The organism is Salipiger bermudensis, from assembly GCF_017309175.1.
Taxonomy (GTDB): domain Bacteria; phylum Pseudomonadota; class Alphaproteobacteria; order Rhodobacterales; family Rhodobacteraceae; genus Salipiger; species Salipiger bermudensis.
The window spans coordinates 46,096-61,240 of the sequence record NZ_JAEKJV010000017.1; the positions used below are offsets into that span (position 1 = coordinate 46,096).

Sequence of the window (15,145 nt, forward strand, 5' to 3'; positions counted from 1 at the left end):
AGTATTGAAGCCCGACCCAAGGACTTGTTCGGAGACCCAGGAACATGGCGAAGCAGCCGATGCTCAAATTCGTGAAGATCGAGCGGGATATGCCCGAGAAACGCGAGGCAGATGTCCGGAACAAGGACTTCGACGAAATCTATGCCGAGTTCGCCGACGCCAAGGCGACCGAGCAGTCGAGCCGTTGTTCGCAATGCGGCGTGCCCTACTGCCAGTCGCACTGCCCGCTGCACAACAACATCCCCGATTGGCTGCGCCTGACCGCGACCGGCCGCCTCGAGGAGGCCTACGAGGTCAGCCAGGCGACCAACACCTTCCCCGAGATCTGCGGCCGCATCTGCCCGCAGGACCGTCTGTGCGAGGGCAACTGCGTCATCGAGCAGTCGGGCCACGGCACCGTGACCATCGGCTCGGTCGAGAAGTACATCACCGACACCGCGTGGGAGAAAGGCTGGGTCAAGCCCGCCTCCCCGGCGCAGGAACGTCAGGAAAGCGTCGGCATCATCGGTGCCGGCCCCGGCGGCCTTGCCGCCGCCGACATGCTGCGCCGCGCCGGCGTGCAGGTGACGGTCTATGACCGCTACGACCGTGGCGGCGGCCTGCTGACCTACGGCATCCCGGGCTTCAAGCTCGAGAAGGAAATCGTCATGCGCCGCATGCAGCAGCTCGAGGATGGCGGCGTCCGCTTCGTGATGAACTGCAGCGTCGGCGAGGACATGTCCTTCGAAGACATCCGCGAACAGCATGACGCGGTGATCATCGCCACGGGCGTCTACAAGTCGCGCGACCTGCGCGGCCCCGGCGCTGGCGCCAAGGGCATCGTCAAGGCGATCGACTACCTCACCGCGTCGAACCGCACCGCCAATTTCGGCGATACCGTGCCGGAATACGAAAGCGGCGAGCTCAACGCCAACGGCAAGAAGGTCGTGGTGATCGGCGGCGGCGACACCGCCATGGACTGCGTCCGCACCGCGATCCGTCAGGGCGCCGAGAGCGTGAAGTGCCTCTACCGCCGCGACCGCGCCAACATGCCCGGCTCGCAGCGCGAGACCCAGAACGCCGAGGAAGAAGGCGTCCAGTTCGAGTGGCTGACCGCGCCCAAGGGCTTCATGGGCGATCCGGTCTCCGGCGTGCTGGTACAGAAGATGCGCCTTGGCCTGCCCGATGCCACCGGTCGCCAGTCGCCCGAGCTGATCGAGGGCTCCGACTACGAAGAGCCCGCCGATCTGGTCATCAAGGCGCTCGGCTTCGAGCCGGAAGAGCTGCCGACGCTGTGGGGCGCGCCCGAGCTAGAAGTGACCCGCTGGGGCACCATCAAGGCCGAGTTCACCTCCGGCCGCACCGCCCTGCCCGGCGTCTACGCCGTGGGCGACATCGTGCGCGGTGCCAGCCTCGTGGTCTGGGCGATCCGTGACGGCCGCGACTGCGCCGAGCACGTGCTGCAGGACTTCAACAAGACCGCCGCCGTCGCGGCGGAGTGATCCAGGGCGCGCGCCAGCGCGGCGCGCCCCGCAAGCCGGCGCGTCGGATGGCCCGATGCGCCATGCCAGAGGACAGGGTGATGACCGGACGGACAGGCGCATGCATGTGCGGCGCGGTGCGCTTCACGGCGAAGTCGATGGGCGGCTTCGGCGTCTGCCATTGCGAGCAGTGCCGCCGCTGGGCCGGCTCGGCGCTGTTCGCCGTCACCGTGCCGGTCGCCGACATGGCGATTGAGAACGCGGGCAGCATCCGCGCCTTCCGCTCCTCCGACTGGGCCAGTCGCGAGTTCTGCGGCACCTGCGGCTCGGTGCTCTGGTATCGCTACGACAAGGGCGTCGACGGCGCCGGTGATTACGAGGTCACCATCGGCCTGCTCGATGATGCCTGCGGGCTGGTGCTCGAACGCGAGATCTTCGCCGACGAGAAGCCCGACTGCTGGGCACTGCAGGGCGATCATCCCCGCATGACCCGCGCCGAGACGCTGACCAAGTACGGCGTGCAGGTGGACGGCGCATGATCCGCTTCGCCGCATACGCCCTGCTCGCGACGCTGCCGGCTCTGCCCGCCACGGCCGAGATCCAGCCCTATGCCGGGCAGGACGCGCGCGACGTCGCCTCGCTGAGCGCGGCAGATGTGCAGGCGATCCTCGCGGGCGAGGGCTGGGGCCTGGCAAAGCCCGCCGAGCTCAACGGCTACCCCGGCCCGGCCCACGTGCTGGAGCTCGCCGAGGAGCTGGAGCTGACAGACGAACAGACCGCCTCGGTAGAGGCGATCCATGACGAGATGACGCGCGCGGCGATGACTGCCGGCGCCGAATACGTCGCCAGCGAAGAGCATCTGACCAAGATGTTCCGCGCCGGTCACGCCGAGCCCGACATGCTCGCCGCCCTGCTGCAAAGCTCGGCCAACGCATTGTCGCGGCTGCGCGAGGTGCACCTTGCGGCGCATCTGGCGGTGACGCCGCTGCTGAGCGACGACCAGAAAGAGACTTACGCGCGTCTGCGCGGATATGGCGGCGGGACCGGGGGGCACGAAGGTGCCGGCCACGACCACCCGCAGCATTGATCAAGGAGGCTTGACCATGACCACTTACGACCAGAACTGGGCCGCCGCCGAGGAAGCCAAGCGCAAATGGATGGAAGAGAACGCCCTGTTCCGCGAGGAGCATGAGCATTCGTCCTGCGGCGTGGGCCTCGTGGTGTCCATCGACGGCAAGCCGTCGCGCAAGGTTGTCGAGGCAGGCATCACCGCGCTGAAGGCCATCTGGCACCGCGGCGCCGTCGACGCCGATGGCAAGACCGGCGACGGCGCCGGCATCCATGTACAGATCCCTGTCGCGTTCTTCTACGACCAGATCGACCGCACCGGCCACGCGCCGCGCAAGGGTGAGCTGATGGCCGTGGGCCAGGTCTTCCTGCCGCGCACCAACTTTGCCTCGCAGGAGACCTGCCGGACCATCGTCGAGACCGAGGTCCTGCGCATGGGCCACTACATCTACGGCTGGCGCCACGTGCCGGTGAACGTCGACTGCCTTGGCGAGAAGGCCAACGCGACGCGCCCGGAGATCGAGCAGATCCTGATCTCGAACGCCAAGGGCGTCGACGAGGAGACCTTCGAGCGCGAGCTCTACGTCATCCGTCGCCGCATCGAGAAGGCCGCCGCCGCGGCCGGCATCAACGAGCTCTACATCGCCTCGCTGTCCTGCCGCTCGATCATCTACAAGGGCATGATGCTGGCCGAGCAGGTGGCGGATTTCTATCCCGATCTGCAGGACGAGCGCTTCGAGTCCGCCTTCGCGATCTACCACCAGCGCTATTCCACCAACACCTTCCCGCAGTGGTGGCTGGCCCAGCCCTTCCGCATGCTCGCCCATAACGGCGAGATCAACACGCTGAAGGGCAACACCAACTGGATGAAGAGCCACGAGATCCGCATGGCCTCGTCGACCTTCGGAGAGATGGCCGAGGACATCAAGCCGATCATCGCCAGCGGTGCGTCGGACTCCGCCGCCCTCGACGCGGTGTTCGAAGTGCTGGTCCGCGCCGGGCGCAACGCGCCGATGGCCAAGACCATGCTGATCCCGGAATCGTGGTCCAAGCAGGCGGTGGAGCTGCCGCAGGCGTGGCGCGACATGTATTCCTACGTCAACTCGGTGATGGAGCCGTGGGACGGCCCCGCGGCGCTCGCCATGACCGACGGCCGCTGGGTCTGCGGCGGTCTCGACCGCAACGGCCTGCGTCCGATGCGCTATGTCGTGACCGGTGACGATCTGCTGATCGCCGGCTCCGAGGCGGGCATGGTTCCCGTCGACGAGGGCACCGTCCGCGAGAAGGGCGCGCTTGGCCCGGGCCAGCTCATCGCCGTCGACATGGAAGAGGGCAAGCTCTACCACGACACCCAGATCAAGGACCGCCTCGCGGCCTCGCAGCCCTTCGGCGAATGGGTCGGCAAGATCACCGATCTTGACGAGCCGCTGTCGAAGGTCACCGAGAAGCCGGTCTTCACCGGCGCCGAGCTGCGCAAGCGCCAGATCGCGGCGGGCTACTCGATCGAGGAGCTCGAGCAGATCCTGTCGCCGATGGCCGAGGACGGCAAGGAGGCGCTGGCCTCGATGGGCGACGACACGCCCTCTGCGGTGCTGTCCAAGAAGTACCGCCCGCTGAGCCACTTCTTCCGCCAGAACTTCAGCCAGGTCACCAACCCGCCGATCGACAGCTTGCGCGAATTCCGCGTCATGAGCCTCAAGACGCGGTTCGGCAACCTCAAGAACGTGCTCGATGAATCCTCGTCCCAGACCGAGATCCTCGTGCTCGAGAGCCCGTTCGTGGGCAACGCCCAGTTCGACGAGCTGAAAGAGCACTTCAATGCCGGGCTGGTCGAGATCGACTGTACCTTCCCCGCCGATGGCGGCGAGGGCGCGCTGCGCGAAGCACTGGCGCGCATCCGCAACGAGGCCGAGGACGCGGTGCGCTCGGGCGGCGGGCACCTCGTGCTCACCGACCAGCACCAGTCCGAGGACAAGGTCGCGATGCCGATGATCCTCGCCACCTCGGCGGTACATTCCTGGCTGACCAAGAAGGGCCTGCGCACCTTCTGCTCGCTGGGCGTCCGCTCGGCCGAGTGCATCGACCCGCATTACTTCGCCGTCCTCGTGGGCTGCGGTGCGACCATCGTGAACCCCTACCTCGCCGAGGACAGCCTGGCCGACCGCATCGACCGCGGCCTGCTCGACGGCAGCCTGACCGAGAACGTCGCCCGCTTCCGCGAGGCCATCGACCAGGGTCTGCTCAAGATCATGGCCAAGATGGGCATCTCGGTGATCTCGTCCTATCGCGGCGGTCTCAACTTCGAGGCCGTAGGCCTGTCGCGCGCCATGTGCGCCGAGTACTTCCCCGGCATGCTGAGCCGGATCTCGGGCATCGGTGTGCACGGCATCCAGAACAAGGCCGAGGAGATCCACGAGCTGGCCTTCCGCGGCGGCCGCGACGTGCTGCCGATCGGCGGCTTCTACAAGGCACGCAAGTCGGGCGAGACCCACGCCTGGGGGGCGCAGACCATGCACCTCATGCAGGCGGCCTGCAACAAGGCCTCCTACGAGCTGTGGAAGACCTATTCCAAGGCAATGCGGGCCAACCCGCCGATCCACCTGCGCGACCTGCTGGACGTGAAGCCGATCGGCAAGGCGATCCCGATCGAGGAGGTCGAGAGCATCACCTCGATCCGCAAGCGCTTTGTCACCCCGGGCATGTCGCTGGGTGCGCTGTCGCCCGAGGCGCACAAGACCCTCAACGTCGCGATGAACCGCATCGGCGCCAAGTCGGATTCCGGTGAAGGCGGCGAGGATCCGGCACATTTCGTGCCCGAGCCCAACGGCGACAACCCGTCGGCCAAGATCAAGCAGGTGGCATCGGGCCGCTTCGGCGTCACCGCCGAGTACCTGAACCACTGCGAGGAACTCGAGATCAAGGTCGCGCAGGGTGCCAAGCCCGGCGAGGGAGGCCAGCTTCCGGGCATGAAGGTCACCGACCTGATCGCCCGCCTGCGCCACTCGACCAAGGGCGTGACGCTGATCTCGCCGCCGCCGCACCACGACATCTACTCGATCGAAGACCTTGCGCAGCTGATCTACGACCTCAAGCAGATCAACCCGCGCTGCAAGGTGACGGTGAAGCTGGTGGCGTCTTCGGGCGTCGGCACGATTGCGGCCGGTGTTGCGAAGGCCAAGGCCGACGTGATCCTGATCTCGGGTCACAACGGCGGCACCGGCGCGTCGCCGGCGACCTCGATCAAGTATGCCGGTCTGCCGTGGGAGATGGGCCTCACCGAGGCGCACCAGGTTCTGGCGATGAACAAGCTGCGTGACCGTGTCACGCTGCGCACCGACGGCGGTCTGCGCACCGGCCGTGACATCGTCATGGCCGCCATGATGGGCGCCGAGGAATTCGGCATCGGCACCGCCGCGCTGATCGCCATGGGCTGCATCATGGTCCGCCAGTGCCAGTCGAACACCTGCCCGGTGGGCGTCTGCACCCAGGACGAGGAGCTGCGTGGCAAGTTCACCGGCAATGCCGACAAGGTGGTCAACCTGATCACCTTCTACGCCACCGAAGTGCGCGAGATCCTCGCCTCGATCGGTGCACGCAGCCTGAACGACGTGATCGGCCGCGCCGATCTGCTGCGTCAGGTGTCGCGCGGGGCCGAGCATCTCGACGACCTCGACCTCAACCCGCTGCTGATCCGCGTCGATGGCGCAGACGACATCGTCTACGACCGCTACAAGGACCGCAACGCGGTGCCCGACACGCTCGATGCCGAGATCGTCCGCGACGGTCACCGCTTCCTCGAGGACGGCGAGAAGATGCAGCTCTCCTACGCGGTGCAGAACACCCACCGCACCGTGGGCACGCGGACCTCGTCGCACATCGTGTCGAAGTTCGGCATGCGCAACGCGCTGCAGCCCGATCACCTGCACGTCAAGCTGACCGGCTCCGCCGGCCAGTCGCTGGGCGCCTTCGCGGCTCCGGGCCTCAAGATCGAGGTCTCGGGCGATGCCAACGACTATGTCGGCAAGGGCCTGTCGGGCGGTCTGATCGTGGTGCGTCCGCCGATGATGTCGCCGCTCAAGGCGGAAGAGAACACCATCATCGGCAACACCGTGCTCTACGGTGCCACCGACGGCCACCTCTTTGCTGCCGGCCGCGCCGGCGAGCGCTTCGCGGTGCGCAACTCGGGCGCCAAGGTGGTGGTCGAGGGCTGCGGCTCGAACGGCTGCGAGTACATGACCGGCGGTGTCGCGGTCATTCTCGGCCCGATCGGCGCCAACTTCGGTGCCGGCATGACCGGTGGCATGGCCTATCTCTATGACCCCGAGGGCATGGCGCAGGATATGCTGAACATGGAAAGCCTCGTCACCTGCACCGTCACGCAGGAGCACTGGGAAGCCGAGCTGAAGGACCTCATCGAGCGTCATGTCGCCGAGACCAAGAGTCGCAAGGCGCAGGACATCCTGCAGCACTGGGATCTCGAGAAGGGCAACTTCCTGCAGGTCTGCCCGAAGGAGATGCTCAACAAGATCGCCCACCCGCTGGGAATCGAGGACAGCGTCGCGGTTCCGGCCGAGTAAGCCGCTCCAAGAGGAAACAGCAAAAACGCCCGGGCACTCCCCGGGCGTTCTTGTTTTTCAAGACCTTGGCTCAGGGCTGCCTCACGAGGGCCGCATTCTCCCCCAAGTGGTGTCGCAATACCGTGAGATGATGAACCTTGTCCCGGCTCATCCCGGGACACAGCGTGGTGTACGGGTACGAGTGACAGGACCTTCTTTGCCGCACAGAGGCGGTCCGGGTCCGGTGCGTTCGGGCGTACCGGGCCCTTTTTGCGAACACTGCTTTCCCGAACGAGTCCGCCCGTGTAGACCATGATCCATGGCGCGAGCAGCAAAGAAAACCAAAGCGAAGCAGACCAGCGATTCCGCCCCGCGCAAATCCGCGTCGGGGACCAGACGGCCGTTCCGACCGTTGCGCTGGTTCATCCGGCTGGCCGTTCGCGGGGCCCTTGTTCTGCTGGCGCTGGTGCTGCTGCTCGTGGTCCTCTACCGCGTGGTCGACCCGCCCACCACCTACACCATGTGGTCCGAGGGCAAGCGGCTGGGCGCGCCCGTCGATCACGTCTGGGTCGATGCGGACGACATCGCGCCGGTGATGCTGCGCTCGGTCGTGGCAGCGGAGGACGCGAACTTCTGCACCCACTGGGGCTTCGACATGAAGGCGATCCGCAACGCCATCGAGGAAGGCGGAAACCGCGGTGCCTCGACGATCTCGCAGCAAACGGTGAAGAACGTCTATCTCTGGCAGGGCCGCAGCTGGCCGCGCAAGGCGCTCGAGGCGATGATCACGCCACTGGTCGAGGCGGTCTGGCCCAAGCGCCGGATCCTCGAGGTCTATCTCAACATCGCCGAGTTCGACGAGGGCGTGTTCGGCGTCGGTGCTGCGGCAGAGCATTATTTCGGGGTCACTCCGCAGGCGCTCAGCGCGACGCAGGCGGCCCGTCTGGCGGCGATCCTTCCCGATCCGAAGGATCGTTCCGCCTCGCGGCCCTCAAACTTCGTGCAACGCCGCTCGGCGCAGATCCGCGACGGTGCTGCCACGATCGAGCGCGATGGCCGTGACGACTGCTTCGAGTAAGCCCGCCGTCTCTACGCTGAAGGAATTGGTGCGCATTCTGGTTTCGAATTAAAGGTGCATATGAGATTCGCCTTATGGGCACACGCCTATTCGTCACGCCGGTGAAACCGCAATTTCCGCCCCCTCTGCGACGCCTCGAATACGCTCTCGAAGAGCGGAACCGCGGAAAAGAAAACCGGCGCCAGATGGGGATATCTGACGCCGGCTCTTGCTGAAACAGAATACTATAAGCGCCACTCACTAACGCCGTTAAACAACTTTAAACAATACTGCCGATCCGGGAACGCATGACGGGAACTCGATACTCCCCCGGTGCCGACGGACATAAACTTCTCATAACGGGGTCCAAAACGAAATTAGCGTGATTGCCTGCGTAGTTTTGCCTATGCGCAATCGCCGCCGTGGCAGTTGCCCGGAACGCCCCTTTGTGGAAGAACTTCGGGGCATGTAAGCCACCGGCCGGCCGGCGGACTCTGGCACGGGGGTGTGATGCGCGTTTCACTTGGAGCACTTCTGGCAGTCGGCCTTGCCGGGCTGCAGTTCATCGCGGTTCTCGCGGTGGTGTTTTCCTCCTACGTGACCTCGGAACGCGCGCTTCTCGATCACGCCCGCGACCTGCTCAGCGATGTCGGCACCAACACCATTGAGCATTCCCGCGGCTTCCTCAGCCCCGCACGCGGCGCCGCAGAGCTCTCGGCCCGGCTGGCTCAGGACCGGGTGATCGCCAGCGATGTGCCCGAGCTGCTCGAGCAGCTGCTGTTCCAGCAGCTTCAGCTCGCGCCGCAATTCGCCGGGGTCTATCACGGCAACGAGAACGGGGATTTCGTCTATGTCATGCGCGCCGACAATGCGCCCGGGCCGTTCCGGACCAAGATCATCCGCGTCAACGGCGACGAGCGCAGCACCGAACTGATCTGGCGCGACGACGAGTTCCGGGTGATCGAGCGCCGCCTCGACCCCGACGACACGTACGATCCGCGCACGCGCCCGTGGTACATCCGCGCTCGCCAGCAGCTGACCACGATCTGGACAGATCCCTACATCTTCTTCTCCTCCCAGCAGCCCGGCATCACGCTGGCCTCGCCGGTGATGGACGGCCCCGACAGCGTGCGCGGCATCGTCGGCGTCGATATCGAGATCAGCGACATCTCGGATTTCCTCGCTCGGCTGCGCATCGGCAGCACCGGGCGGGCGCTGATCATCCACCGCAATGGCGACGTGCTGGCGCATCCGAACCAATCCCTGCTCAAGACCAAGGACGCCGACGGCACGCTGCGCTTCGTCGACATCCGGCAGTTCGAGGACCCCATCGCCCGTGCCGCCTTTGCGCAGGTCATGGAGAACGGGGTCGCTGCCGTGGAAGAGGAGACGCTGTCGCAGTTCCGCTACAACGGCGGGACCTATGTGGCCGTCGTGATGCCACCGATCAGCGAGCACCTGCCCTGGACCATCGCGGCCTACGCGCTGGAAAGCGACTTCACCGAGGTGATCAAGGAGAACCGCCTGACCAACATCTGGATCGCGGCGGTGGTGGCGGCAATCACCGGGATCTGCGGGCTGGCGCTGGCGAATTTCATCTACAAGCCGGTGCGCGCCTTCGCGGTGCGCTCGGCGCTGATCTCGCAGGGGGAACTCGATCCTTCCGAACCGCTGCCCAAGACCTACCAGGAGCTCGAGAACGCCAACGAGACGCTGATGCAGCAGATCGCCGCCCGGCGCGAGACCGAGATGGAATACGGCAGCACATTCGCGCTGTCCTCGCGCGGCATGGCCCAGATCGACGCCCGGACGGGGCGCTTCCTGCGCGTCAACGAGCGATTCTGCGAAATCACCGGCTACAGCGCCGAGGCGCTTCAGGTCATGGCGATCTCGGACCTGATCCACCCGGACGACCCGCCCTTCCGCCTGTTCACCGGAGACGACGGCGATCCGGTCCGCGAGATCAACCAGGAACTGCGCTGCGTGCGGCGCGGCGGCGCGGCGATCTGGACGGCGCTCAACTCCATCCTGATCTTCAACCAGCAGGGCCGGCCGCTGCATTTCGTGCTCACCATGGACGACATCACCCAGGCCAAGCACACCGAGGAACAGATCGCCGAGCTCAGCAAGGACCTGTCGAATCTGTCGCGCGACAACACGATGGGCCAGGTCGCCGCCGGGCTGGCGCACGAGCTCAACCAGCCACTGACCGCCATCGCGCAGAACGCTGACAGCGCGCTCTACGCGGTCGACCAGATGAGCGCCGCCAATCCCGAGCTGCACGCCACGCTCGAGGAGATCGCCGAGCAGTCGGTGCGCGCCGGCGAGATCATCCGCGCCCTGCGCGCCTTCATCCGCCGCGACGAAGGCATCCGCACCGATTTCGATCTTTCCGAACTGGTGGCGCAGACCCAGCGCCTGGTCATCGCCGAAGCCCGCGCCGCCAACGCGACGATCACCACCGAGCTCGAAGACCTGCCGCCGGTCAACGCCAACCGCCTGCAGATCGCGCAGGTTCTGGTGAACCTGCTGCGCAATGCCATCGAGGCCGTGGCCGAGAATACCGAAGGCGAGCGCCGCGTCACCGTGCGGGCGCACAGGCTCGGCAAGCAGGTTCTCGTGACCGTGGCCGATACCGGCCCGGGCGTGTCGCCCGATATCAGTCTCTTCACCGATTTCGAGACCACCAAGCCCAGCGGCATGGGCCTTGGCCTGTCGATCTGCCAATCCATCGTGCAGGCCAATGACGGTCGCCTCTGGCACGAGCGCACGGACCCGCGCGGCGCAAGTTTCCGCTTTACGGTGAATGCCGCGGAAATGCCGTCCTGACCGGATCCCGGTAAACCGAAAAACTGGCGTGTCCGCATGGATGCAAAGAGACCAAATTGGTCTACCAACAGTTGCTTATCCTTGAAAAAGCTGACATTCCGCGCTGAACTCTTTTCGAGAAACAGAATTTCCCTGCGCTGTTTCGCAATTCAGGTTTCGGTTTTCCATGGGTGACAGCAATCAGATGATCTTCATCGTCGATGATGATCAGGACATCCGGACCTCACTGACCCGCGCGCTGACGCAGCGCGGCTTCGAGGTCGAGGCCTTCGCCTCCGGGCGCGAGTTTCTCGCCGCCTATGATGGTGAGCAGGCCGCATGTCTGGTGCTGGATCACGGCATGCCGGGAATGAGCGGGCTCGAATTGCAGGCACTGCTGAACGGCCAGGGCAGCCCGCTGGCGGTGGTGTTCATCACCGGCCATGGCGGGGTGCCGGAATCGGTGCAGGCGATGAAGGCCGGCGCGGTCGATTTTCTCGAGAAACCGTTCCGCCAGTCGGTGCTGATCGAACGGATCGAGACCGCCCTCGAGATCGCATCGGCCAAACGTGACGCGCTCGAGACGCGGCGCGCGCTGCAGGCCCGCTTCAATCGGCTGACTGCGCGCGAGGAAGAGATCGTCAAGCGCATGCTCACCAACCCCGCCGAGGTATCGAGCAAGGAGATCGCCAACTCGCTCGGCATCAGCCCGCGCACCGTCGATCACCACCGCGCCCGCATCCTCGAGAAGCTCGAGATCCGATCGCTGGTCGAGCTGGTCGACCTTGTCAGCAAGCTGCGCGGCGAAAGCGCATCGGCACAGCTCTGACGCCGGCGCCCGGGCCACACGCTCGCGCAGCACCTGACGGCGACAGGCCGCCTCCGTTCTGGTACGCCTCGCTGAGATAGCTCTTGTTATTGACCGACTGGTCGAACGAGACACTGCCCACCGGCAGGTCGCGGTGTCACGTCAGCAGCTTGGCATGCTCGATGATCGGGCGGCACCTGTCCGTTCGAACCGCAACGCATCCATCATCGCCGCCCGGACGATCCGCGTAATCGGCCCCGTCCGGGCGCTCTGCGTCGATCCGGACCGCACCATAGACGCGGCGACCTATCGTCTCGACCCATCCCGCTACGGCGTAATCTCGCAGGACCTTCCAGCAGAGGAGGTCGCACACCCAACACACGCGGCCACGAGCGGCCGACATACGCGATCCCTTGCCGTTTCCGCCGAAGCAGAAAATTTATGCAAGACGTGACAGAGAAGATTGCCGCAAGCTACACTTATGCGCGAGTCCTTCGCGATACATGGAGAAGATTCGATGAGTAGATTTACAGCCTTGGCCACTGCCGCCCTATTTTCCGCTTCAATGGCCACGGCTCAGGACGCCGGGACCGACAAGCCCAACATTCTGGTGATCTTCGGAGACGATATCGGCCAGACCAACCTCTCGACCTACAGCTTCGGCCTCATGGGCTACGACACACCCAATATCGATCGGATCGCCTCCGAGGGTGCCAAGTTCACAGACTATTATGCCGAGCAGAGCTGCACTGCGGGGCGCTCTACCTTCATCACCGGCCAATCGACGCTCCGCACCGGCCTCTCCAAGGTCGGGCTGCCCGGGGCAAACGCCGGCATGCAGGACGTGGATGTGACGCTCGCCTCGGCGCTCAAGGATCACGGCTACGCCACCGGGCAGTTCGGCAAGAACCACCTCGGCGACCGCGACGAGCATCTCCCCACAGAGCACGGGTTCGACGAGTTCTTCGGCAACCTCTATCACCTCAATGCAGAGGAGGAGCCGGAGCAGTTCAACTATCCGCAGGACCCGGAATTCCGCGAGCGCTTCGGCCCGCGTGGCGTCCTGCACTCTTATGCGGATGGCGAGATCGAAGACACCGGCCCGCTCACCCGCAAGCGGATGGAGACCGTCGACGGGGAAACCGCCGCCGGCGCGATCGACTTCATGACCCGCGCCGTGGAGTCGGGCACGCCCTTCTTCACGTGGTACAACACCACCCGGATGCACTACAAAACCCACGTGCGGGACGAGAACCGCAGCGAGCCGGGCCTGACCGCGCCGACCGAATATGCCGATGGCATGGTCGAGAATGACGGGGTGATCGGCGAGGTTCTTGATGCTCTCGACGAACTGGGTGTCGCCGACAATACGCTGGTGATCTACACCACCGACAACGGTCCGCACCAGAATACCTGGCCGGACGCGGGCACCACGCCGTTCCGGTCCGAAAAGAACACCAACTGGGAAGGTGCATATCGCGTGCCGGCCCTGATCCGCTGGCCCGGCATGATCGAGCCCGGCACCGTCTACACGGAGATGTTCTCGGGGCTTGACTGGTTCCCGACGATCATGGCCGCCGTCGGAGACACCGACATCAAGGAGCGTCTGATGGCGGGGACCACCATCGACGGCGAGGAGTACAAGAACCATCTCGATGGCTACAACCAGCTCGACTACCTCACCGGGGCCACCGATGAGGGCGCGCGCGACGAGTTCTTCTACATCAACGATGATGGCGAGATCGTCGGCCTGCGCTACGAGAACTGGAAGGTGGTCTTCAAGGAGCAGCGCAAGCAGGGCACCATGGGTGTGTGGGCCGAGCCCTTCACCGAGCTGCGTGTCCCCAAGCTGTTCGACCTGCGTGCCGATCCCTACGAGCGCGCCGACATCACCTCGAACACCTACTGGGACTGGGTGAGCGATCACGCCTACCTCGTGGCACCGGCCTCGCAGGAAGTCGCGAAGTTCTTCGCCACGTTCGAGGAATATCCGCCGTCGCAGCGTCCGGACAGCTTCTCGATCGACCAGATCCAGGAAGATCTGAACAACAGCCTCGCGAACATGGGTAGCAACTGATCTCACCGCATTGATCTCGGGCCGGCCTGCGCTGCCGGCCCGACTTGCTCCAATGCCCGAGCCATCAAGCTGATCGCCGGGTCTTGAACGCCCAGGGACGCGACGAAGGGAGCGAGCACGCACAGTGTCGGAAAGCCCACAAGGACGTCCAGCGAGAACTTTCGGGCCCCTAGGACACCGAAGCGGACTTCCACACTTGAGATCCGCGGCAGGTCACTTGAGATGCTGATTTTTCCGGACAACAAAAAAGCCGCTGCCCTTTCGGGAGCGGCCTGTTCGTTAGAACTGGTTGCGGGAGGGCGCAGCAGACGATCCCGGCACGCGGGAGGCCCAAAAGCAAAAACCTCCGCGGCAGGACCGACAGAGGCATCGCAAGTATCGTTGGTTGCGGGGGCTCGCAAGTCACGATTTCTGCGGTTGGTCGAGCGCGTGGTGCCGCGGATTGCGGCGTAGAACCGGCCGGCGCGGCGTGCAAAAGTGCGGGTTTCGCGATCTCAGCTTTCTCGCTTGGAGAGCAATCCGACTATGCGCCCTTTGCATATGATCCGCACACGCAATCGGCCCAAACGTCTCTAAGGCCTCGGGTTTCGGTCCGACCCTCCATGATCCCGGTCCTGGGATCAAGCCTGACGCCCGCGTGGACCTGGTGGCATTTTTTCGTGCCAACTGGCATGGCATGCGTTCGGCCCAGTTCCGAAACCAGGCAGAACATGCTCTTTTGCAGTGACCGGCCGACCTTCAACTCCGAAAGACAAAAAGCAGATCCCGACGATCGACCGAAATCAGACCAGTTCGTCCTCCGACGCTGTCACCTCGTTGACCCACGCCATCAGCGCTCCGGGTTCGGGCGGCAGCTGGATTGCCAGACCTTCCGCGAAACTCTTGAAGGCCGGTCGGTTGAGCGCGTTGAGGCCGACCAGAACGGGTATATCCATCGCGACCGCCTCGGCGATCACGTCGCGGAACCCCCGCCCCTCCGCCTCGTGCTTTCCGAACTTGTTGACGATCAGCAGGTCCGCGCCCGAGGACAAGCTGGCCGCAACCATTGCGACCGCCGTTTCCAGCGCGTCCGGGTCGAGGCGGCACCCCCGCGCCTGCGGGCCACGGTCCTGGCTGATACGCAGAACGGCACCATCAGGCAAGACGCGCACATCCATGTCGCAGGGGCCGGCATCGGCGCGCTCGCTGTTGATCTGGACGGTTCCGCAGCATCTGAGGCCTCGGGCTGCGAGGTCCGCTGCCAGCCGTTCCAGAACCAGATCCGTATCGCCGCGTCCTGGCGCCATCGTGTAGGCAAGTTTCATGTCCGGG

Annotated in this window: 10 protein-coding genes; 9 read left to right on the plus strand and 1 reads right to left on the minus strand. The window is 65.1% G+C overall.

All coding sequences use genetic code 11. From position 1 onward, the window contains the following. The first annotated feature begins 44 nt into the window (after window positions 1-44). The 9 genes from JF542_RS19405 to JF542_RS19445 all read left to right on the plus strand — a co-directional run bounded on the left by JF542_RS19405 (window position 45) and on the right by JF542_RS19445 (window position 13,834). A complete protein-coding gene (locus JF542_RS19405; RefSeq protein ID WP_007794664.1) occupies window positions 45-1,481 on the plus strand; it encodes an NAD(P)-dependent oxidoreductase in 1,437 nt (478 codons plus the stop codon). An 80-nt stretch (window positions 1,482-1,561) separates the two neighbouring features. Beyond that, window positions 1,562-1,999 (plus strand): GFA family protein, encoded by a 438-nt coding sequence (locus tag JF542_RS19410; RefSeq protein WP_040544381.1) that lies wholly within the window; start codon window positions 1,562-1,564, stop codon window positions 1,997-1,999. Then, window positions 1,996-2,547 (plus strand): Spy/CpxP family protein refolding chaperone, encoded by a 552-nt coding sequence (locus tag JF542_RS19415; protein WP_207077058.1) that lies wholly within the window; start codon window positions 1,996-1,998, stop codon window positions 2,545-2,547. Before JF542_RS19410 ends, JF542_RS19415 begins: the two co-directional genes overlap by 4 nt. A gap of 16 nt (window positions 2,548-2,563) precedes the next feature. Continuing rightward, entirely contained in the window at window positions 2,564-7,105 is a 4,542-nt protein-coding gene (gene gltB, locus JF542_RS19420) for a glutamate synthase large subunit (RefSeq protein ID WP_040545165.1), read from the plus strand. 391 nt (window positions 7,106-7,496) lie between these two features. Beyond that, a complete protein-coding gene (gene mtgA / locus JF542_RS19425) occupies window positions 7,497-8,162 on the plus strand; it encodes a monofunctional biosynthetic peptidoglycan transglycosylase (protein WP_242533848.1) in 666 nt (221 codons plus the stop codon). Window positions 8,163-8,651: 489 nt separating this feature from the next. After that, a complete protein-coding gene (locus tag JF542_RS19430) occupies window positions 8,652-10,970 on the plus strand; it encodes a sensor histidine kinase (protein WP_207077060.1) in 2,319 nt (772 codons plus the stop codon). Window positions 10,971-11,136: 166 nt separating this feature from the next. Further along, the gene (locus JF542_RS19435; RefSeq protein WP_007794682.1) at window positions 11,137-11,778 is read left to right on the plus strand and encodes a response regulator transcription factor; all 642 of its coding nucleotides are present in this window, start codon (window positions 11,137-11,139) and stop codon (window positions 11,776-11,778) included. A 154-nt stretch (window positions 11,779-11,932) separates the two neighbouring features. Next, window positions 11,933-12,211, plus strand: a complete 279-nt coding sequence (locus JF542_RS19440) for a hypothetical protein (RefSeq protein ID WP_207077061.1) — start codon at window positions 11,933-11,935, stop codon at window positions 12,209-12,211. A gap of 63 nt (window positions 12,212-12,274) precedes the next feature. Beyond that, window positions 12,275-13,834: an arylsulfatase gene (locus JF542_RS19445; protein WP_207077062.1), complete on the plus strand. Its 1,560-nt coding sequence runs from the start codon at window positions 12,275-12,277 to the stop codon at window positions 13,832-13,834. A 782-nt stretch (window positions 13,835-14,616) separates the two neighbouring features. Here JF542_RS19445 and JF542_RS19450 read toward each other — a convergent pair. Then, window positions 14,617-15,138, minus strand: coding sequence for a DUF2478 domain-containing protein (locus JF542_RS19450; RefSeq protein WP_207077063.1), 522 nt, complete (start codon window positions 15,136-15,138; stop codon window positions 14,617-14,619). Window positions 15,139-15,145: the final 7 nt, after the last annotated feature.